The following is a 21,261-nucleotide window of genomic DNA, read 5'->3' on the forward strand; positions in this document are numbered from 1 at the left end:
TTTATCAACTCTCCCTTTTAATTATACAACCTTAAATAATTGATATGGTTTATGCTCTAGCAAACGTAATTGGTAGCGAAATAAAAATTCCGATGCTTCAAGGATTTTTTTTGCTTCAAATGCGTTTCTTCCCCAAACGGTGATTCCATGGTTTCGAATCAATACGGCACCAGTATCCCCTGAAACCTGTTCAGAAAAGGCATGTGCAAGTGTCGGAATATGGGCATAGTTGCGAATGATTGGGATTTTCAGGACAGCCTCTTCTTCCCACTTATCAAAGGCCTTTATCAGCTCTTGCCCCTTAAATGTTACCTCGCCATTGTCACCATAAACTTCCGAAATGACGTTATTATCAATCGTATGGACATGTAGACTGCAGCCTGCATTCGTCTTGCGGTAAATCTCAACATGTAGAAGCGTTTCAGCTGATGGCTTAAGATGCGTTTCTTCAACTGCACGACCGAATTCGTCCACAAGGAGAAAATCCTCGGCTGTACGCTTGCGTTTGTCCTTCCCACTTGCCGTCACCAAAAATCGCAGCGGATGATCACTTACTTTAATCGCAAGGTTTCCGCTTGTTCCCATAAACCAGTCCCGCTTTGCCAGCTCATCCTTTACATCAGCCAGTTCAGTCCATCTTTCCCTTAACATGTCAGCTCACCCGCCCCAATTCTTTTTTTTATTTCATCGATACAATCAAAGAATGTAGTAAACCCTTCATGATTAATCCCCCATTCCCCGCATTTTTCCAGCAGTAAATCGCGGGCCAGCACAAAGTCAGCATGCTTGGCAGCCTCGAGATCGGTAACAGAATCGCCAATAACGATTTTGAAGCTGTCTTCATTGTGGTTCAGTTTACGAATGATACTCGGTTTACAGCAGCCGCAATCATTTTTACATAATGAATCGCATTCATAAGGCCAAAGAATCTTAATGGTCTCACCTGAAAAATCAGATTCATTACAGTAAATTCCAGCTAACGGGGAATAATCTGCTAAAACCGGATGAACAAAAAAGTCAATACCGCCACTAACAATATAAAAAGGGATACCTTCCTGGCGTGCAAATTCAACAAACTCGTTGAAGCCTGGTCGAATCCTAGCATTCTTAATCGCAAACGCGGTAATTTCCTCCTTTAAGTGACTAGGTAAAAGTGAAAATAATTTTCCTACGCCCTCATTAATCGATATCTGGCGGGAAAGGATTTGATCTTTGATCTGCACCCATTCAGGGGGCGCAAATTTTTTCATAATGGCAATGATGTTATCACTTTCGGTTACTGTTCCGTCAAAGTCACAATAAATTACCGGCTTTGTCATTTAAGAAGTCACCTCGGCATTTCCCCATAGCTGGAGTGCCTTTTTTAGCTCAGGGCACTGTTCAGCCCCCTCAACCAGTAGCTTGCCTTGGAGATTGGTTTCAATCGCCTGCCGGAATGCAAGGCCGCCGCCGCGGGCACCGTCTGGATGACCATGGACTCCTCCACCTGCGTTAATCACAGAATCATTCCCGAAATCACGGATTAACAACGGTACTAATCCCGGATGAATGCCCGCTGAAGGAACAGGAAATGCCTTTTTAAACACGTCTTCCTTCGTCAACTCACTTGCGATTGATAGTGCCGAAGTTTGTTCCAAGGCTACTGTTCCATAAGGTGATGGGAACAATGATAAATCTGCACCTGCGTAACGGAGCAGCTTGCCAAGGAGCAGGGAGTGTGACAATCCATATTCGCGGGAGGAAGTGAGTGCACCGCTTACTGCAGGATGTGCCATCAGCGGTAAGGCTATTTCATCGTCCTCTCGTAACTCCTGCAGGACATCGAGACCATAGGCAAACACATTAAACAATAAGAGGTCGGCACCAAGTTCTGCAGCCTTTCTTGCTTTATCTCTTAACTGTGATGTTCTTCCGGTTAAGTTTACCGCGTACAGGGTACGATGCCCTGTTTGTTCTTGTACTTCTCGAAGCACCTGTTTCCCGGCAGTAATTCTTTTTTCAAACGGCGTCAGCTCATTTTCAAAAAGGATTTCATCATCCTTTACTAAATCAACTCCCCCTAGGGCTTGCTGTTTGAGCTGCATAGCCAAAAAGGAAAGGTCTTTACCGAGCACGCCTTTAAAAATGCTCATTAACAGCGGTCGATCAAACACATTTAATTTTTCACGAAGGCCATCCATACCAAACCTTGGCCCAGGGAACAAACTTTTTAATCCGTTATCAAACTGCAAATCTAGCAGTTTGATTTTTCCATCCAAAGAAAGCTTTCCGAATACCGTTGTTAGGATAGCAGGAAGATCGTTGGAAAAATTAATTGTTGGATAGGCAATCCGAATAAGGGATTGATCCGCATTGTCAGAAGGTAATCCCTCAATCGAAACTACTCTGCCTTTATGCTTGCGCAATTGGCTTTGCTCTAATTCAGGCAGATTGGTCCATGACCCTACCGTTAAACCAAGAGCAATTTCCTCGGCTTTTTTTTCGGGATTTTTCTCATCATGTATGAGATAAGTAGCAATTAATTCAGACATATTTCAAACTCCTCTTTGATAAAACATAAAAAACCCCTTCAAAAAGAAGAGGTTAGCGTCACAAACTAACCATCTTCTCATCTTTCAGCTTGTCGCTGCAAGATTTAGCACCGTGCTTAACCACAAGGTTTAAGTCGGTTGCCGGGCTTCATCGGGCTTTTCCCTCCGCCTGCTCTTGATAAGAAAACGATTCGTATTTATTCATTTTTTCACAATGTTTAACTTTATTTTGGATTATCCCAAGAAAAGAATAAAATGTCAACCCTATTTTCGAAAAATTTCTAAACGACTTATTCTTCTGACAGCTTCCGTTAACCGTTCCTCGGATGATAATAAACCAACACGGACAAAGCCCTCGCCAAATTCTCCAAACCCAATCCCCGGTGCGACCATTATATGGGCTTGTTCAAGAAGAATGGTCGAAAATTCCTCAGATGAATACCCATCGGGAACCTTAAGCCAGGCAAAAAATGAGCCTTTTGGTGCGGTGACATTCCAACCGAGCGATAGAAGGCCAGTAATTAAAACATTTCGCCTCCGTTCATACAGATCATTAAGTTCGTTCACACAATCCTGGGGACCCGTTAATGCAACGGCAGCTGCCTCCTGTACCGCTCCAAATAAACTGACATATTGATGATCCTGCAATAGTTCAATCGCGGAAATAACACTTTCATTCCCCACGGCAAATCCCACCCGCCAGCCTGCCATATTATAGGTTTTCGACAGCGTGTAGATTTCAATTCCCACTTCCTTCGCTCCATCTACTTGTAAAAAGCTAACCGGCTTTACACCGTCAAAGCCAATTGCACCGTAAGCAAAATCATGAACGACGCAAATATCATTTTCATTGGCCAGTTTGATAGTTTTCGCAAAAAACTCCTCACTTGCGGTGGCACCGGTAGGATTATTTGGGTAATTGAGAAACATTAATTTTGCTTTTGATAAAGCAGCCGAATCCAGTTCTTGATAATCCGGTAAGAAATCATTTTCCGCTCTTAAAGGCATCGTAACCATTTCCGCCTGTGCAAGGGCAACGCCTGACCAATAATCAGGGTAACCCGGGTCGGGAACGAGGATGGTATCGCCTGGGTTTAATAAACACTGAGGAATCTCGACCAGCCCCGCTTTACCGCCAAATAAAATCGCCACCTCTTTGTTTGCATCAATGGTCACACCATATTCTCTTAAATAAAAATCTGCAGCAGCTTGTTTTAAGTAACCAAATCCTTGAAAGGGCGAATATTTATGGTTGAGCGGATTGGCCGCGGCTTCCTGAAGCCTTGCCACAATATGGGGCGGTGTTGGCTGATCTGGATTGCCTTGTCCTAAGTTAATCACATCATGGCCCGCGGCTATATATTCCCCCACTTTTTTAACAAGACCTGCAAAAAATTGTTTTGGTAGTCTTTTCAATAGTTCCGATGACGGAAACTGCTTCATCGTTCTCACCTGCTTTTTTATTTTCAAATTATTGTTGAATTTCTAGTGACAAATGTTATAACTTTTATACTAGCTTGTAAAGGGAAAATTTCAAAAGAGGTGAAGATTCTTGAAATTAAAGATTTCCTGTTCTTATCTTTTGGATGGATTGGCTTGCTGATATAATAAAAAATATTGACACCCATTACTTAATCTTGGTATAGTTTTTATCAGATTGAAAAAAACTGAAAATTTTATTTACTCTTATCATGAGCTGGCTGAGGGATTGGCCCTTTGAAGCCCAGCAACCGACCGGAAAACCATTATGAAATGGGGCGCCTATTTGCGCCGGGGAGGGGTCCCCTAACAGGCACGGTGCTAATTCCAACAGATGTTTGTCTTTCTGAGAGATAAGAGGTTCGAAGAGTAACCGTCTTCTAGCCTCTTTCAGATGAGAAAGAGGCTTTTTTAGTGCAGAAATAAGCACGGATAAGCCTCCACTAATTAGGAGGATTTTTAGAAATGAGTCTATTAAAGCAAACAACCTATCAGTCATTTACCGAAACTACCGCCAAAGAGTTAGCCCTAGCATTAAATCTTTTTTCTGATAACCCTGAACTTTCCTGTAAGGAGATTGGTGATGGGAATCTTAATTTAGTATTTCATATTGTCGACGAAAAGAACGGAAAAGGCGTAATCATCAAACAAGCTCTTCCATATGCCAAAGTTGTAGGCGAAAGCTGGCCATTGACACTTAAAAGGGCAAAGATTGAAGCAGATGCCTTGAAAATATTCGGTTCTATTGCTCCAAATTATGTTCCAGAGGTTTACTATACCAACGACGTGCTGGCCGTGACTGTCATGGAAGACCTCTCCCATCTTTTGATTGCGAGAAAGGGATTCATTAAAGGGGAAACCTACCCGCTTTTGTCCCAACATCTGGGTGAATATCTGGCGAGAACACTATTTTTTACATCCGATTATGGATTAAGTCCGTCTGTAAAAAAAGAACAGGTTCAGCAATTTATCAATCCAGAGCTTTGCAAAATCACCGAGGATTTAATTTTCACCGATCCATTCTATGATGCAGAGACCAACGAGTTTGAGGCTGGCTTGCGAGCTGCGGTCGAGGATCTTTGGAAAGATGGTGAGCTGAAATTTCATGTGAACGTTTTGAAAAAAAGCTTTTTAACTGAAGCAGAGGTTCTCCTTCATGGAGATTTGCATACTGGAAGTATTTTTGCCGATAATTCAGCAACAAAAGTTATTGACCCTGAATTCGCGTTTTATGGCCCAGCAGGATTTGATATTGGCCAGGTATTTGCGAATCTCCTTTTCCAAGTCATAGTGAACGAGCAAAACCAAGCTCTCTTTATCAAACATCTTGAAACAGTGTGGAATGTATTTGAAGATCAATTCACACACCTTTGGAATACTGAAAATAAGGAAAATTTAGCACAATCCTCTGCATTCTTACACTACAATTTAGCTAAATTTTTCGAGGATGCTCTTGGATTTGCCGGCTGTGAGCTAATCCGGAGAACCATTGGACTCGCACATGTTGCCGATTTAGATAGTATTGTAGAGGAGCAAACTAGATTAGCTGCCAAACGTAAATCGTTAGAACTTGGGGGAATCCTTATCAAACAAAGGAAAGAAATCAAGGATCTTGGAGCTTTTATTGGTACGGTTAAAGGCGTACTTTAATCGTAAAAGCAATCCGATGTTATTCGGATTGCTTTTACTTAGGTATCGCAACATTGTTATCTTCAATTGGAAGGGTGATCCGAAAAATCGTCCCTTTCCCTTCTTCACTTTCAACATTGATAGTTCCTTTATGCTCTGCAATGATGCGAAAGCTAACCATTAAGCCAAGGCCGGTTCCCTGGTCCTTAGTTGTATAAAATGGTTCGCCAAGCTTATTTATGATTTCTTTCGGTATTCCTATCCCTTCATCCTCAATCGAAATACTCATTCGATTGGCTATTTTCTTAATGGTAATGGTTATATTGCCGCCTTCTTGCATAACTTCGATGGCATTTTTGATTAAATTGATAAAAACTTTTTTCAACTGATTTGGTTCGCAAAAAATTGGTGGAAGCTGTTCATTATAGTTCGTAACAAATTGAACATTGTGAAGGACCGCTTGTGCAGTCAGCAGGTCGACAGTCTCCTTCATGATTTGAGTTATTTCCTTCTCTTCATACCTAGTTGCCTGCGGTTTAGCAAGAATCAAAAATTCATTGATAATCGAATCAATTCGCTGAAGCTCCGAGGTAATAACCTGATAATACATCGAATGCTCTTTCATGATACTGCCTTCAAGTAATTGGATGAAACCTTTTAATGCTGTCATCGGATTACGAATTTCATGAGCGATTCCTGCCGCCAGTTCGCCAATCACATTTAAGGTATCTGATTTTCGCAGATGCTCTTGCATTTCCATCATTTCCGATATATCCTTAAAAACGGTAAAATTCAACCCCTCAACGATTTCCGCTTTTGAGGAATATTCAAAATATTTCTTCTTGCCATCCACTGTTTCAACAATGGTTATAGGAGTACAATGCCCATTATTGAGTACCTGTTCAATATGTTGTATTATTTCCTGTGTATTGCTTTCATGATGGGTATATAAATCGTATAACCGAAATCCGATTAATCTTTCCTTTGGGAGGCAAAGCATTTTTTCACCGGCCAAATTAATATCAACAATACGATGCTGATTATCCCATAAAATAAGGCCATCGATGGAATCTTCAAAAATCCGTCTGTATCTTTGTTCGCTCTTCTGTAAATCAAATTCCACTTTCTGCATTTCACTATTTTCAAGAGGTAAAGCGCTTTCTTGTTTGATCTGCTTCTCCAACCGTAGCCACCCCGCGAACATAAATAATCGTCCAATAAATAGTATTATAAGTCATATATTCTACATCGAACAAGAAAAATCCTTTTCGCATGTTAAGCAAATTTTTAATGACCAAGATCGTAAAAAAAACGCAAAGCACTTGTGTGCTTTACGTTTTTTCCTTACCTATAACATAGGGTTTTCATGCTTCGCTTTTAGACGCTGCCATCTTTTTTCTACTTCTGCTTCGAACTCTTGTAAAATAGGTTTGTTTTCATCTTTTAAGAGATGTTTTGTTTTACCCATATATTTTAACCAATCAGAAAGTGGAATCCGTTTGTTCTTTTCTTCTGGATTGTAGGTAATCGTTGTTTCCCCTTGTTCTACTTCATAAAGCGGGAAGAAGCAGGAATTTACAGCAGCTTCAACAATTGTGGTACCGAATCGGTCGTCCGATTTCCAGTTTAAAGGACAAGCGATTAAGAGCTTCCCGTACACAGTTCCTACATTTTGGGCATACCACTGTGCTTTAGCACCCTTTTTCACCAAGTCTTGCGGAAAGGCTTCCGAACCAGTAAACACATACGGTATATTGGTTGCAGCCATGATTTGCGCTGTATCCTTATGGTGGAAGGCTTTACCTCGCTGTGTTTTTCCAACACCAGATGTACTAGTCATATGCCCAAGCGGCGTCGAATAGGACATTTGTGAACCTGTATTCATATAGCCTTCGTTATCATATTCCAGCATAATTAATTTATGTCCGCGAAGAGCCGTCCCAATGGCCGAACCCATTCCGATATCCATTCCGCCGTCACCAGTTATCATGACAAATGTAGCATCGTCAGCTACCTCAATTTCACCACGGCGCTTCAGTTCCATAAAGGCTTCAAGCGTACCGGATAATGTGGCAGCACCATTTTGGAACAGATTGTGAATCATCGTTTGCTTATGTGATGTGTTTGGATAACCAGTCGTGGTAACATAGGCACAGCCCGTTTGGAATAGGGTAACGACATCGCCTTCGATGCCTTTAAAGAATAATTCCAATCCAGCGAATATGCCACATCCAGGACAGGCCCCATGACCTGAGGCAATCCGTTTCGGTTTGCCTGTAAGTGCCCGAAGCGGCGGGATTTTCACCTTTAATTTATTCGTTTCCTCATCCATTTTCACATCAATTAAGCCTGTTTTAAATGCATCCCCATGCTGTGGCATAATCACGGGTTTCAGGATTTTCTCCGGATCACCTGGAACATGACCGTAGTAATCAAACGGCTTATCAGCTCTTCCTTTATCCATTGCGTCAATGGCCATATCAAACAAAGCCTGCGCATCGGTTGCATAAAAATCCTTACCGCCGAGGCCAAAGACACGGCTTAAGACAATGGTTTGGTTTTCTTTATCATCTTGAAGTGCAGATTTCACTTCATGGGTTAAGTTAGGACCATTGGCACCGTAAGAATCCGCACGTTCCCCCACTAACAATGCTTTCACATTTTTTAGGGCCTCACGAATTTCCTTCGCCGGGAATGGACGGATGATATTCGGGCTGATAATACCTGCTTTTATCCCTTTTGCACGAAGCTGATCCACTACATCCTTAGCCGATTCAGCGGCAGAGTTTAATAAAAATAGAGCGACATCAGCATCTTCCATTTTATATAAATCAAGAACAGGATATTCTCGGCCGGAAAGCTTTGCATATTCGGCAGCAACTTCTCTAAATACCTCACCGGCATTGTAAATTGCTTCTGACTGTTGGAAATGATTATTGATGAAATCATCGCCGCTCATATGTGCACCAATCGTTACTGGTTTTTGCGGATCCCTGATAAAATTGTAATCAGTTGGGCACTCGCCAACAAATTGCTGTACCACCCTGCGGTCATTAAAATATTCCACCCTCCTTTTTTGGTGAGACGTAAAGAAACCGTCATAGGCAACAATAACTGGCAGTCTTACTTTGGAATGCTCGGCAATTTTCAATGCCATAATATTCATATCATAAACGGCTTGAGGTGTTTTTGCTGTTAAAATAACCCATCCCGTATTCAAGGCATAATAAAGATCGGAATGATCTCCCCTAATATCAAGCGGGCCGCTAACCGAACGAGTTACAAGGTTCATGACCATTGGAAAACGTGTTCCCGATTGTACAGGCATTTGTTCAATCATATATAAGAACCCATTGGCACTTGTGGCATTGATTACCCGCGCCCCTGTCGCAGCGGCACCATAACAAATTCCTGCTGAACCATGTTCGCCGTCTGCTGGAATCAGTTTAATATCGTGTTCCCCGCGTGTTTTCATTTGATCTAGAAATTGCGCTACTTCTGTTGATGGTGTAATTGGGAAATAGCCCATAATATGATAATTGATTTGCGCAGCTGCCATTGCTGCCATTTCATTCCCTGACTCAAAGGTAGATACTTGTTCAGCGATACCCTGAGTTGTTAATTTATCTTCTAAAATTGCCATTAGTAACTGCCTCCTGACAAATAAGGAAAGTTTTGCTTCACGCGATGTTCATCTGCATAACCGATCAGTTCACGAAGATTGCCAAGTGCATCGGTTGGACATGCTTCTACACATTTGAGACAGCCTTTGCAATATTGGTAATCAATTCCTTGGAGGAACATTTGTTTCCGGCCGCGCTTATCTTCTCCCTCTTCCCAAACAAAACAAAAATCCGGACAAACATTATCACATGCTGCACAATGAATACATTTTTCTTGTTGAAACTCTGGCAGGAATCCTTGGCGAGAACCGCCTAGATCTTTAAAAATACTATTTGCCTGGGCTACAATAACCCCGCCAATTTCTTGCGTCATATAGCCAAGCTGTGGAAGTGCCCTGGTGAATTTTTTCCCTTCAGCTCCTTCTGGAACATCATATGTCTTAAATTGAACTTCATTATATCCGCGGTCAAAGGTGCGAATATTCGGTTCAACCAAATGAGGATATTTCTTTGTGAAAGTCTTTCGAATCACATCTCTCATTGATTCTGGATCCAAGAAATCACAAATACGATATAAGGCGCCAAGCATCGCGGTATTTACTTTTGTTTTTTCCTCAACAGCAATGGTCAAGGCATCGACAATCGCAAGTGCGCCATATTCTAACTGTAAATCATGTCTAACATCATCAAAATCTCTTGCTGTATTTACCAAGACAATCCCATCAGCATTTAGGCCGCTGACGACATTAACTGTCTTATATAGTGCTTCATGGAAAACACCGACAATATGCGGCTGTTCAATTGGACTATGATCTCTAATTTCCACATCAGGGTCACAAAATCGGACGAAGCTTTTTACAGGAGATCCTTTTTTCTCGGATCCATAGGATGAAAAGTTTGACCCCTTTAAACCAAGGCTGAAAACGCCTGCTTCAGCTAACATTTTTCCGGCTAGGTTTGCTCCAAGCCCTCCGATTGATTCTAATCGGATTTCAAAGAATCCCAGTTCATTTTTTTTCGGTAAAATAGACATAATTCCCCTCCCACTTTTTCGTTCAAAAGTTCATGCAAAATTCCATAAGAAATTAACTTCCCCAAAGCAATTGTAGGACTTAATATCTGTTTAGGCTGTGACAAATGTTAAACATTGCAAAAAAAATTCTATAACACAATATTTTAGAGTGAAAAATACACCAATTTATATGGTTTTACAGCACCCTTACAATTATATAACAACAAATTTACTGTAGTATAACAGATTTAAAAAAGCAAAGACCTGACACAATTGAAAGCGTGGCAGGTCTTTGTTTTTATATTGAATTAAAGATCGTTTATGACAATATAGGAAGCTTTAACGGGACCGTGGACACCGACAACAAGATTCAATTCGATGTCGGCTGAATTACTTGGCCCGGTAATAAAATTGATGCAGGAGGCAACATGTCCGGTTGTCTGATGAATTTCCCGCATTTTCTGGGCTGCTTGGGTCATCCGGGGAACCAGGGTACTTTTCGGTACAAGTGCAATAAAGGTTGCCGGTAAGAAACTAACCGTCCTCCCCTTGTTTTGATCGCTGAATAAAACCACAGTACCAGATTCAGCAAGTGTTATTTCACTAATCGTGATGGCAACATTCGCCTTTTCAGCCTTCGTGATGTTTTCTTCTCCTTTGCTCAGATCCCATTCAAATAGATCAATCTTTTGATCTGGCCACTCTTGTTTGAACAGGGAATCAAGACCCCATTTGGAAAATCGCTCATCTTTCCAAGTAACCACCGGGCCGCCGCCATAGTTAGAAACTACTTCATTAATTGTTGAGCTTAAGTTTTTGCTGTCTGTTACTGTTATGCTAGTATGGATAACCTTGCATTGCTCTTTCAAAACAGCTAACAATTCATCTTGTGATGCCCCCTTCAATACCTCTAATTGAGGCTGAAATTTCCACTTTGGTCTTTCAACCGATGTGGATTTTCGGGGACGGTCAAGACGATTAGCTAGTTGATTTAGAAACTTATCGCGATTTTGTATGGTTCCTGTCATCATTTTTTGTCTCCTTTTTCGCGGTTTTTAAACCAATCTCTAAATCTCTCTTTATTCGGTGCCGGAAACTCGCGAATATCCGTCCAGGCTTTTAACGGACCCGGTCCTTTAGAAATTTTATCTCCCACCGTGAAGGGATTCATTGCCGCTGGAGCAATTTTAGAACCAATCTTATATAAGGTCGGAGAAGCAGCTCCCAATCCAAATGCCTTCATGGCTAATTTTTCAGAAATAGGTGCTTTTCCTTCTTTTTCAACAATGATTTCGCGATGTTTATGCAGGAGATTGTGTAATGGTATTTTTACTGGACAAACCTCTGTACATGCCCCGCAAAGTGTGGATGCATAAGGAAGTTCTTTGTATTCGTCATAGCCGCCAAGCAGTGGAGAAAGGACTGCTCCAATTGGACCGGAATAAATCGACCCATAGGAATGACCGCCGACATGGCGATATACAGGGCAGACATTTATACAAGCTGCGCAGCGGATACACTGCAAGACCGATTGGAATTCCCCTCCCAGTATGTTCGAGCGGCCATTATCAATAATAACAAGATGAAATTCTTCCGGACCATCAACATCTAGTTCTTCCCTTGGTCCCGTTAGAACGGTAATATAGCTTGTTAATTTTTGCCCAACGGCACTTCTTGTCAGCAGGCTGACGAGGACTTCCATTTCTTCAAATGTAGGTACAAGACGTTCCATTCCCATGACGGTAATTTGAGTTTTTGGCAGTGCCGTTACTAAGTCTGCGTTCCCTTCATTTGTTACTAAGCTAAAGGAGCCCGTTTCAGCAACAGCAAAATTGCAGCCTGTTATGCCGATGTCCGCCGAAAGGTATTCCTTACGGAGCATCTCACGTGCATGCCAAGCCAATTCTTCAGGCTTGGATGTCTTTTCATAGCCAAGCTTTTCAGCAAAGACGTCACGGATTTGCTCTTTATTTTTATGTAAAGCAGGCACAACGATATGTGATGGCGGGTCATGATCATCAATTTGAAGAATAAACTCGCCAAGGTCTGTTTCAATGACCTCACAGCCTTCCTGTTCTAACACAGTATTTAGGCTGATTTCCTCTGTAACCATTGATTTTGATTTAACAATTTTCTTAGCATTTTTCTTTTGAACAACACCCCTGATATACTCATTTGCTTCTTCCTTCGTTTGGGCGAAAAAGACATGGCCGCCACGTTTCGCGACATTTTCACTTAATTGTTCCAAATAATAATCCAAGTTTTCGAGGACATGCTGGCGGATTTCTTCACCATGTGAACGCCAATCCTCCCAGTTGCCAAGCTCCTCAGTAGCATTGCGTCTTTTTGTGCTCATACCGTCCTGCGCCCCGGCAACAGCGCCGCGCATAAAGGAATCATGAATCCCTTTGTCAACACGTTCTTTAAATTGATCCGCACCAATCTTCATTGCCATTCGTCTATTCCCCCACCCTAAAAAATATATCTCCAGCACCGCTTTTTTCCCGAATTGAAATCTCTTGCACGCATTAGATCATTACAGGCTATTCAAAACCTCAGCAATATGCATAACTTTAATTGGCTTACCCCTTCTCTCAATCCGGCCGCCGATATTCATAAGGCAGGCTGCATCTGCTCCAATAAGGTATTCTGCTTCTGTTTCTTCCACGTGGAGAACTTTTTCGTCCACCATTTGTTCTGAAATTTGGGCCATTTTCACGGAAAAGGTTCCTCCAAAACCACAGCATTGTTCCTTTCCTGGTAATTCTGTGAACGTAAGACCCTTTACATTTTTCAACAGAATCGTCGGAGCCTCTTTAACCCCTAGTAATCTTGTCATATGGCAGGATGTATGATAGGTAACACTTCCCTCAAACCTGGCACCCACATCCTCTACTTTTAAAACATCGACAATAAATTGCGTTAGTTCAAATGTTTTCTCTGCCAATTGTTTAGCTTTCGGCTCCCAAATCGGATCTCCCTTAAAAATATGTGGATATTCCCGAAACATATAAGCACATGACCCGGACGGTGAAACAACATATTCTGCATCACTAAAAGTATTAATCATCCGTTTCATGGCCTCTTTTGAATCTTTAACATAACCGCTATTGTAAGCGGGCTGACCGCAGCATACTTGTGATTCAGGAAACTCAATCTCACAACCGAGCCTCTCAAGCAATTCAACCGAAGATTTTCCTACATTACTTTGAAACATATCTACTAAACAAGTGGAAAAAAGTGTAACCTTCATTTTTCTCTTCCTCTCCTAAACCATTGTTAGAGATCATATCCCAATTATACACATTCGCTCCTATCTTTTTAGACTAGAATAAGTTATAATTATTCATTGTTTCATTTTTAAAAAGGAGATTTTTTATGAATGTTATCTGTTCTACCCTGAACGCAAAGTACATCCATACAAACCTTGCGATTCGTTATTTAAAAGCTTACGCCGAACCCGAATATAACATACAAATGAAAGAGTACACGATTAAGGATCCAATCATGAACATCGTTTCCGACCTTTATCAAGCAAAACCAACGGTGATTGGATTTAGCTGCTATATCTGGAATATCGAAGAAACCCTTAAAGTTGTAAATATGCTCAAGAAAATCGACCCGTCCATCTTGATTGTCTTAGGGGGTCCTGAAGTAACCTATGATACGACTGAATGGATGGAAACACATACTGAAGTCGATTTTATTGTCATCGGCGAGGGTGAACAAACGTTTAAACAACTGCTCACTGAAATAGAAACGGACAAAAATTATCAAAATGTCCCTGGAATCGCTTATCGGGATAAAGGTCAAGTCAAGGTAACATTGCAAATGAATAAACTTGATCTTAAAGAACTTCCCTCACCGTATCGATTCCCTGGGGATACGGCAGGTCTTGGTAAACGTGTCACATATATCGAAACAAGCCGCGGCTGTCCGTTTAGCTGTCAATTCTGCCTCTCTTCGATAGAAGTCGGGGTTCGTTATTTTGATCGGGAAAAAATTAAGGAAGATATTCGCTATTTAATGGCCAATGGAGCCAAGACAATTAAGTTCGTAGACCGGACATTTAATATCAGCAGAAGCTATGCAATGGAAATGTTCCGCTTTCTGATTGATGAACATCTTCCCGGCACCGTATTTCAATTCGAAATTACCGCTGATATCATGCGTCCAGAGGTTATTGAATTTCTTAATCAAGAGGCTCCAAAAGGACTCTTCCGCTTTGAAATAGGCGTTCAGTCAACCAATGATTATACGAATGAGCTCGTGATGCGTAAGCAAAATTTTTCAAAGTTAACTAGAACTGTCACGATGGTAAAAGAAGGCAAGAAAATTGATCAGCACCTTGATTTGATTGCGGGACTTCCGGAGGAAGATTATTCGTCTTTTCGCAAAACATTTAATGATGTTTTTGAAATGCGACCTGAAGAATTACAATTGGGATTTTTGAAAATGCTCCGGGGAACAGGGTTACGACTTCGGGCTGAGCAGCATCAATATGTCTATATGGATCATTCTCCATATGAAATCTTGTCTAATAATGTTCTGTCTTTCGATGATATTGTTCGGATTAAACAAGTGGAAGACGTGTTAGAAAAATATTGGAATGATCATAGAATGGATACCAGCGTTGAATACTTAGTAACGAATATTTTCCCTTCCCCATTTGATTTCTTTCAGGAATTTGGTTCCTATTGGGACGTGCGGGGCTGGTCTAGAATCGGTCATCAGCTTGAGGACTTATTCCGGCGCTTATATTCCTTCCTTGAACAGAAATCGGCAGGTAATCTTGAAATCATCCTCGGTCTCATGAAGTATGATTATTTAAAAAATCATAAATACAAACCGAGAAAGCCTTGGTGGGGTCCAACACTTGATAAAAGCGCGCGCTCACAGCTTTATAAACAAATCCTTGAGAATAGGCAACTTCTCGGTCAAGAATTTAGCAAGCTTAAACTGGAAGAAAAGGATTTATATAAGCATACCATGCTCGAAGAATTTTCCTTTGATTTAACAAAGTATTTAGCAACAGGAGAAATCGATAAGCATCCTGCCTACTTATTAGCCTATTTTGACCCGACAAACGATCGGACTCTTATTTTTCCATTTAAGGAATTGAAATAAGCCGGATATTCCGGCTTATTTTTTATTCACTTCTTCCTTTTTCCCCTAATTTTGAATTGCGGTTTGCAAACCTAATAGCATTGTTATTATCGGTAAATTCTGCTGAAAATTCACTTTCCTGAATATTTTTGTGAGGTGTTTTCGTATATTTTTCCACTGCATCAAATTCCGCTTTCCGCTTCGCCATAAAGTAGTCCTCCTAAAATGTAATCGTACATCTATAGTTTTAATCATTTTGACTGCAATCATTCCTTTCCTTATTTTTCATAAATAAAATTACCCCGCAAGCAGAAAATAAAGAAAAAAAAGGAGTGAGCAGTTTGACTAAGAAAACTAAGAAAGAGACTAGCGAGCAGGTAACCATCGACGAAACAATGCCACATCAAATGAATGCTCCAACCTTTAAGGGTACCGACATCAAAATGATGGATCCATTTGTCAATAAATATGGCGTGACTATCGGCGACAGTCTATATGCCTCTAACAATTCCCCCTTAGAAAACTGGACTGAGGATACTGACCCTGAGATTATGGCAGGTGATGAATGGGTTCATCCTACTAATGATATTGGCTGGAACACAACCGAGAACCGGGAGCTGCTTGAAAGCAAACGCAAACCACAAGCATCTCCCTTTATGCACCCAACAAAAGATGCAGGTAAGGGGACAGATTAATATGAAATATCCAATTCCGAAAAACATTACCACTTATGAAAAAAGGTTTGCAGCTAAATAATATTTATACAGGGGATTAAAACCGCTGTAATGATTATAAGGAGTGGAACTTAATGGCTAATAGCAGCAACAAATTACTAGTGCCAGGAATTGAACAATATTTAGATCAAGTTAAATACGAAATTGCCCAAGAATTTGGTGTTCACTTAGGTTCAGATACAGTTTCTCGAGCCAACGGATCTGTAGGCGGCGAAATAACCAAAAGACTTGTACAGCAAGCTCAAGCCCAAATGTCTGGACAATTTAACAAACAATAATTTAATATACATGGAAAAAAGTCCGGTATTTTACCGGACTTTTACTTATTCCTTTGTTTTTCGTGATTATTTCCGTTTTGTTTTTCTTTATTATTTCCGTTGTGTTTTTCTTTATTATTTCCGTTCTGTTTTTCGTGATTATTTCCGTTTTGTTTTTCTTTATTTTTTTCGTTGTGTCTGCCGTTATTTTTTTCGTTGTGCTTGCCGTTATCTTTTCCGTTACTTTTGGGTTTCTGATTCTCGTTTGATTTTTCCTTTTGGTAAAATTGTTTGTTTTGCTGCCCATTGTTTTGTTTCACTTGCTCTTCTTCCATTTTCTTCAACTGTCCAGGGGGCATTGACTTTCCTCCCCAACGATTGGGTTCTCCCTGCAATTTATTTCTATCGCTTTGATTGGAGCCGTTATTGTCATCTATCTGTTTCTTCAATTGTCCCGGTGGAACCGTTTTACTAGGCTCGGATGAAACAGCATTTTTTTCCTGCCTTTTCTCAATGGTTCTTTCTTTCTCTTTGTTTTTCACGTTATTAGCTGGTTCAATTTTGTTTTCTTGATACTTTCCTGCAGTAATCCCTAGTTCATGTGCTTTATCCAAGTCTTTTTCTGTAGCTGTTACCACTGTCAGTTCTAAATGCTGATTGTTTACTGTCGCTTTAATTTTATCCATATTCTTTTGGAACTCTTTTTCTACACTTTCTTCTGGTTGTTTGGTCCTGACAGTAGAAATAATCACCTGTTGATTATCGATAATTAAACCTGCTTTTTTCATTTCAGTAAAAATAAGCGCAGTTAATTCCGATACATCCATATTTTTCCAACTGCTTAATTGAGAAATTATCTTCTTACCGGATTGGTTGTACCCATTTAACTCGACAACCTGCATTTTTTTATTTACACCAAGCTCAATACTAGGGTTTACATCAATCGACATATAGGCATAAGCTTTATTATTTTGATACATCGGAATATAGGAGCCAATAAAAATAATCAGTGCAGCCATAACAGCCCAAACGGTTTTACGTTTAAAAATAGTTAAAAAACGGTTTGATTGATAATCAGGTTTGCTTTCAATCGGAAAAAAGTGAATTTCTTCACCGATAGCATAGGGTTGGTCTCGTTTGTTTGCGCGCAAAAATTCACCTTCGGGGGTTAAAAGCGTTAGAAATGCATCATCAATTCCCATTATAATTCCCTTTTTCATGTGTCTAGCACCCCCTTTATATAATCCTTCATATATACATAATCACTTGATAAAATAAGTGCAATCGCAATAATATATTTTCGGTTCCGTTCAATTGTCTTTCGACTGACATTTACCATTTTTTCTAGTTGCTTAATGGGAAGTCGTTTTTTCTCCAATAATAATTTTTTCAATTCTTGGTCTTCCACTAACATTTTAGCAGCTATAATAGCATTTTTCCGTGCATCAGCATGCTTAGGCGAATTCTCAACTAAGTCACTAAAGGATAAATCAAAGGTAGTTAATAATGCTTGAAAGTGATGAATTTCATCTTTCCTTAATTGTTCGTCCCTTTTTTTATGATAATCATCAAGGGATAGTTCATTTACGATGACTGTACCCGCTGATTCTTCCTCAGACGATGCATCGGTCAAATCAATACTAATATATTGATTTTTAGTCTGTTTACGGATATAGTCAATCACTCTTCGCTTAATAATGATTTCAGAAAAACTCAACAACGAACTTCCCCGCTCTGGAGAATATTTTTCAATCGCTTCATTAAACGCGATGAGACCAATGCTAAATTCATCATCAGTTTCATAAATGTACCGTTTGCATACGGATGACACAGTTTTTGCAATAAAAGGTTTATAGGCGTCAATTAGTTCATTAAGTAAATTGCGGTCCCCTTCCTGAATTAACAGGACCGTTTCTTCCAAAGTTCTTTTTTTCCTTTTAGCCATAAACAATAAACTCAGCATTTGCTCACCTCTATTCGACCAATTATACCATATGATTGATATTTTGGACTTTAAGAGGGTGTTACTTTTTCACTACATAGTTACGTTTACCCTAAAACAATTTGTGGGGGTTAACAAAAAATATTTTCCCAACAAGAAAAACTTCAATCCGTAATAACCTGGATTGAAGCTTTTGTAGAATTATTCATTGTGATTTTTTCGTGACAATGTATATTTGATTAAAAACCCGATGAGTAATCCTGGAATTAAAAACAACATTGGCAAAAATACAGGACCAGGGTGAATTTGGAAAATGGTAACTTTCGGAGATAGCATTAAACCGACAGTGACAAAATAGGCACCAAAAACAAACGGCAAAAAGGAGTATTTTTCTTCTTTTGGCATCGCCGTACGATAACCATCCCACAAGGAAAACAGATAAACACATGGATAAAACATGAGCCACTGATAGTTTAAAACCGCTTCAGCCTTTTCAATTTCGCCTAGGAAACTATACATGATTGCTTGGTTAAAATGGCTATTAACATTCATAAGGAACTCTAAGGCTACCAACAGTACCCCTTTGAGATAATGCCCTGCTAACAATTGACTGAAACCCGGAAAGGCAATATTCCATAACACCGCTTCCAACCTGGACATCTTTTTCATAGTACTATCCCGTTTCTATTTGACAATTTTTTAAATAGCTAAAGTCCTTCACTTTAGTTTATCCAGTTTTTTACCAAACCAACGGGCACTTTACCAATTATTTTCCCAACCTAATTTGCATAAATATACAATAAAGCAGCGGGATTATTTCCCGCTGCTTTATTGTTAATCATGCTGATCCATTGGATTATACAGTTTAACGTTTGGATTTTTTTCTTGGAACCATCTAAGGGCAAAGTCGTTCTCAAATAAAAACACATAATGACCATAACGGTCCTTTACGAGCAGACTCCGGGAACTAGAAAGATTCTCATCAACAGTATCGCCATCAATCCAGCGTGCTATCTTCGAACCCATCCGCTCCATTATAACCTCTGAGTTATACTCATTTCTCATTCGATGCTCAAATACTTCAAACTGCAGCTGCCCAACAGCACCCAATAAATAATCATCCGTTTTAATCGTTTTGTAAAGCTGGATGGCTCCTTCTTGAACAAGCTGCTGGATTCCTTTATAAAAGGACTTTTGTTTCATAACGTTTTTCGCGGATACCCTGACATATAATTCTGGTGTAAACTGCGGCAATCTTTCATATTGAAAATTATCTTTACCTGTCGTCAGTGTATCACCTATTTGATAGGTGCCCGTGTCATAAAGTCCAATTATGTCCCCACTGACGGCCTCATCCACCGTATTGCGTTCTTCAGCCATAAATGAGGTCGATTGTGAAAGCTTAATTTGTTTGGCCAACCGTGGAACATTAACCGTCATTCCCCGTTCAAATTTCCCCGAACATATCCGTACAAAGGCAATCCGGTCACGGTGTGCAGGATTCATATTGGCTTGAATTTTAAAGACAAAGCCTGAAAATTGATCTCCTAATGGATCAATTTCTCCAATCGATGAATTGCGTGCCATTGGCGCAGGGGCAAATTTCAGATATGACTCAAGGAATGTCTGAACACCAAAGTTTGTTAATGCACTTCCAAAGAAAACAGGCGTCAATGAACCCGCTGCTATTCTTTCTGCAGAAAACTCGTTTCCAGCTTCATTTAGAAGCAAAATTTCATCAAGTGTTTGCTCATATAGGCCTGATGATTTTAACGGATGGTCACCGGCAATTTCACCATCATCGGTTACCGGAATATATCGTTCTGTGTCGCTTACACGAAATTGCTCGACCCGGTTATTAAAGCGGTCATAGATGCCAAGAAATTCTTTTCCCATCCCAATCGGCCAGTTCATCGGATAAGATTCGATTCCGAGAACTTCTTCCAATTCAGCCAAAAGCTCAAGCGGGGATTTTCCTTGGCGGTCCAGCTTATTAATAAACGTAAAAATCGGGATACCGCGCATCCGGCACACTTTAAAAAGTTTGAGTGTTTGTTCCTCAATCCCTTTTGCTGAATCAATAATCATTACCGCACTATCTACAGCCATTAGGGTTCTGTACGTATCTTCACTGAAATCCTGGTGTCCAGGAGTATCCAAAATATTAACCCGGAATCCATCATAATCAAACTGCATCACACTGGAAGTTACAGAAATTCCCCGTTGCTTTTCAATTTCCATCCAGTCACTTGTTGCAAATTTTCCTGTCTTTTTCGCTTTTACCGTACCAGCATCGCGAATAGCTCCGCCAAATAATAATAATTTCTCCGTTAGCGTGGTTTTCCCTGCATCCGGATGGGAGATGATTGCAAATGTACGGCGTGATAATACTTCTTCTTTAAAATTCTTACCCATCATGTCTTCCTCTCTTTTTGACCGAATAAATTTTTACCATACCTTCAATCATATCAGAGCAAACAATAACTTTGCAATATTTCAATTGATTGACAACGATTTTTTCTATCATCCCCTATGTTAAAATTATATAATAAAGATATAAATACGATTCCCCTAGGAGGAAAAATGGAAATTAAGCATTTTGATCAACAAACCCTTGCATTATTGCATAAAGCGTTCGAAATTGTCCTAAAGCAAAACAACGTTACTTTTAATAAAATTGGGATTGCCGAAGAAGGAGAACAGCTATTATTTTTGTATGAAGATCGTGATGAAAAAGTTCATGTTTTCAAATGGAGTAAAGCATCCAGTGTCGGAGTAAGTTTTGGGGTTCTAGCGCAAAGTGTGCTAATGCCCATCATCCCGCATCTTCGATTATTATCGTAAATTTCAAAAACACACCTGCCTAGTAAAAGGCTGGTGTGTGGTTTTCAATTTCATTTTCGCTTTTCTTCCTTCCACTGATTTCCACATCCATTTTTCTGGAAATT

The 21,261-nt window shown here is 40.1% G+C and carries 20 protein-coding genes and 2 riboswitches; of the genes, 5 read left to right on the plus strand and 15 right to left on the minus strand.

All coding sequences use genetic code 11. The features are described 5' to 3' along the window. Nucleotides 1-21: 21 nt before the first annotated feature. From BANVL01_RS01690 to BANVL01_RS01705, 4 genes are all read right to left on the minus strand, one after another. A complete protein-coding gene (locus BANVL01_RS01690; protein WP_066084760.1) occupies nt 22-651 on the minus strand; it encodes a methylthioribulose 1-phosphate dehydratase in 630 nt (209 codons plus the stop codon). After that, the gene (locus BANVL01_RS01695; protein ID WP_066084758.1) at nt 645-1,319 is read right to left on the minus strand and encodes a 2-hydroxy-3-keto-5-methylthiopentenyl-1-phosphate phosphatase; all 675 of its coding nucleotides are present in this window, start codon (nt 1,317-1,319) and stop codon (nt 645-647) included. The genes BANVL01_RS01690 and BANVL01_RS01695 overlap by 7 nt, the downstream gene beginning before the upstream one ends. Beyond that, entirely contained in the window at nt 1,320-2,531 is a 1,212-nt protein-coding gene (mtnW, locus tag BANVL01_RS01700) for a 2,3-diketo-5-methylthiopentyl-1-phosphate enolase (RefSeq protein ID WP_066084755.1), read from the minus strand. Between the two features lie 74 nt (nt 2,532-2,605). Further along, a riboswitch (SAM riboswitch) is annotated at nt 2,606-2,716 on the minus strand. Between the two features lie 79 nt (nt 2,717-2,795). Then, on the minus strand, nt 2,796-3,974 hold the full coding sequence (locus tag BANVL01_RS01705; protein WP_066084751.1) for a pyridoxal phosphate-dependent aminotransferase: 1,179 nt from the start codon (nt 3,972-3,974) through the stop codon (nt 2,796-2,798). A gap of 240 nt (nt 3,975-4,214) precedes the next feature. After that, nucleotides 4,215-4,370, plus strand: a riboswitch (SAM riboswitch). 105 nt (nt 4,371-4,475) lie between these two features. Here BANVL01_RS01705 and mtnK point away from each other — a divergent pair. Beyond that, complete coding sequence (gene mtnK, locus BANVL01_RS01710; RefSeq protein ID WP_066084748.1) at nt 4,476-5,660, plus strand: S-methyl-5-thioribose kinase; 1,185 nt, start codon at nt 4,476-4,478, stop codon at nt 5,658-5,660. Nucleotides 5,661-5,694: 34 nt separating this feature from the next. On the opposite strand, the gene BANVL01_RS01715 is transcribed toward mtnK, so the two are convergent. From BANVL01_RS01715 to BANVL01_RS01740, 6 genes are all read right to left on the minus strand, one after another. Beyond that, a complete protein-coding gene (locus BANVL01_RS01715) occupies nt 5,695-6,822 on the minus strand; it encodes an ATP-binding protein (protein WP_066084745.1) in 1,128 nt (375 codons plus the stop codon). A gap of 165 nt (nt 6,823-6,987) precedes the next feature. Continuing rightward, on the minus strand, nt 6,988-9,282 hold the full coding sequence (locus BANVL01_RS01720) for a thiamine pyrophosphate-dependent enzyme (RefSeq protein WP_066084740.1): 2,295 nt from the start codon (nt 9,280-9,282) through the stop codon (nt 6,988-6,990). Further along, nucleotides 9,282-10,295 (minus strand): 2-oxoacid:acceptor oxidoreductase family protein, encoded by a 1,014-nt coding sequence (locus BANVL01_RS01725; RefSeq protein ID WP_066084737.1) that lies wholly within the window; start codon nt 10,293-10,295, stop codon nt 9,282-9,284. The genes BANVL01_RS01720 and BANVL01_RS01725 overlap by 1 nt, the downstream gene beginning before the upstream one ends. Before the next feature lie 287 nt (nt 10,296-10,582). Next, nucleotides 10,583-11,302, minus strand: a complete 720-nt coding sequence (locus tag BANVL01_RS01730; RefSeq protein ID WP_066096294.1) for a LutC/YkgG family protein — start codon at nt 11,300-11,302, stop codon at nt 10,583-10,585. After that, nucleotides 11,302-12,729, minus strand: coding sequence for a LutB/LldF family L-lactate oxidation iron-sulfur protein (locus tag BANVL01_RS01735; protein ID WP_066084734.1), 1,428 nt, complete (start codon nt 12,727-12,729; stop codon nt 11,302-11,304). The genes BANVL01_RS01730 and BANVL01_RS01735 overlap by 1 nt, the downstream gene beginning before the upstream one ends. An 81-nt stretch (nt 12,730-12,810) precedes the next feature. Next, nucleotides 12,811-13,527: a (Fe-S)-binding protein gene (locus BANVL01_RS01740; RefSeq protein ID WP_066084730.1), complete on the minus strand. Its 717-nt coding sequence runs from the start codon at nt 13,525-13,527 to the stop codon at nt 12,811-12,813. 125 nt (nt 13,528-13,652) lie between these two features. Between BANVL01_RS01740 and BANVL01_RS01745 the strand changes: the two genes are divergently transcribed. After that, on the plus strand, nt 13,653-15,401 hold the full coding sequence (locus BANVL01_RS01745; protein ID WP_066084727.1) for a B12-binding domain-containing radical SAM protein: 1,749 nt from the start codon (nt 13,653-13,655) through the stop codon (nt 15,399-15,401). Between the two features lie 22 nt (nt 15,402-15,423). Here BANVL01_RS01745 and ykzP read toward each other — a convergent pair whose 3' ends face one another. Beyond that, nucleotides 15,424-15,588 (minus strand): protein YkzP, encoded by a 165-nt coding sequence (ykzP, locus tag BANVL01_RS27640; protein ID WP_169803122.1) that lies wholly within the window; start codon nt 15,586-15,588, stop codon nt 15,424-15,426. 133 nt (nt 15,589-15,721) lie between these two features. On the opposite strand from ykzP, the gene BANVL01_RS01750 reads away from it, so the two are divergent. Both BANVL01_RS01750 and BANVL01_RS01755 read left to right on the plus strand, forming a co-directional pair. Next, on the plus strand, nt 15,722-16,075 hold the full coding sequence (locus tag BANVL01_RS01750; protein ID WP_066084723.1) for a DUF3905 domain-containing protein: 354 nt from the start codon (nt 15,722-15,724) through the stop codon (nt 16,073-16,075). Between the two features lie 113 nt (nt 16,076-16,188). Next, a complete protein-coding gene (locus BANVL01_RS01755) occupies nt 16,189-16,392 on the plus strand; it encodes an alpha/beta-type small acid-soluble spore protein (protein WP_024030518.1) in 204 nt (67 codons plus the stop codon). A gap of 41 nt (nt 16,393-16,433) precedes the next feature. Here BANVL01_RS01755 and BANVL01_RS01760 read toward each other — a convergent pair whose 3' ends face one another. From BANVL01_RS01760 to BANVL01_RS01775, 4 genes are all read right to left on the minus strand, one after another. Continuing rightward, the gene (locus tag BANVL01_RS01760; protein WP_066084721.1) at nt 16,434-17,591 is read right to left on the minus strand and encodes an anti-sigma factor domain-containing protein; all 1,158 of its coding nucleotides are present in this window, start codon (nt 17,589-17,591) and stop codon (nt 16,434-16,436) included. Beyond that, entirely contained in the window at nt 17,588-18,334 is a 747-nt protein-coding gene (gene sigI, locus BANVL01_RS01765) for an RNA polymerase sigma factor SigI (RefSeq protein WP_066084719.1), read from the minus strand. Before sigI ends, BANVL01_RS01760 begins: the two co-directional genes overlap by 4 nt. 180 nt (nt 18,335-18,514) lie before the next feature. Continuing rightward, nucleotides 18,515-18,982 carry a hypothetical protein gene (locus tag BANVL01_RS01770; protein WP_066084716.1) on the minus strand — a complete coding sequence of 156 codons (468 nt, stop codon included), beginning with the start codon at nt 18,980-18,982 and terminating at the stop codon, nt 18,515-18,517. Between the two features lie 165 nt (nt 18,983-19,147). Further along, nucleotides 19,148-20,728, minus strand: coding sequence for a peptide chain release factor 3 (locus tag BANVL01_RS01775; protein ID WP_066084713.1), 1,581 nt, complete (start codon nt 20,726-20,728; stop codon nt 19,148-19,150). A 168-nt stretch (nt 20,729-20,896) separates the two neighbouring features. Between BANVL01_RS01775 and BANVL01_RS01780 the strand changes: the two genes are divergently transcribed. Beyond that, nucleotides 20,897-21,157, plus strand: a complete 261-nt coding sequence (locus tag BANVL01_RS01780; protein ID WP_066084711.1) for a hypothetical protein — start codon at nt 20,897-20,899, stop codon at nt 21,155-21,157. The last annotated feature ends 104 nt before the right edge of the window (nt 21,158-21,261 follow it).

Origin of the sequence: Neobacillus novalis NBRC 102450, assembly GCF_001591805.1 — a bacterium.
GTDB lineage: Bacteria > Bacillota > Bacilli > Bacillales > Cytobacillaceae > Neobacillus > Neobacillus novalis.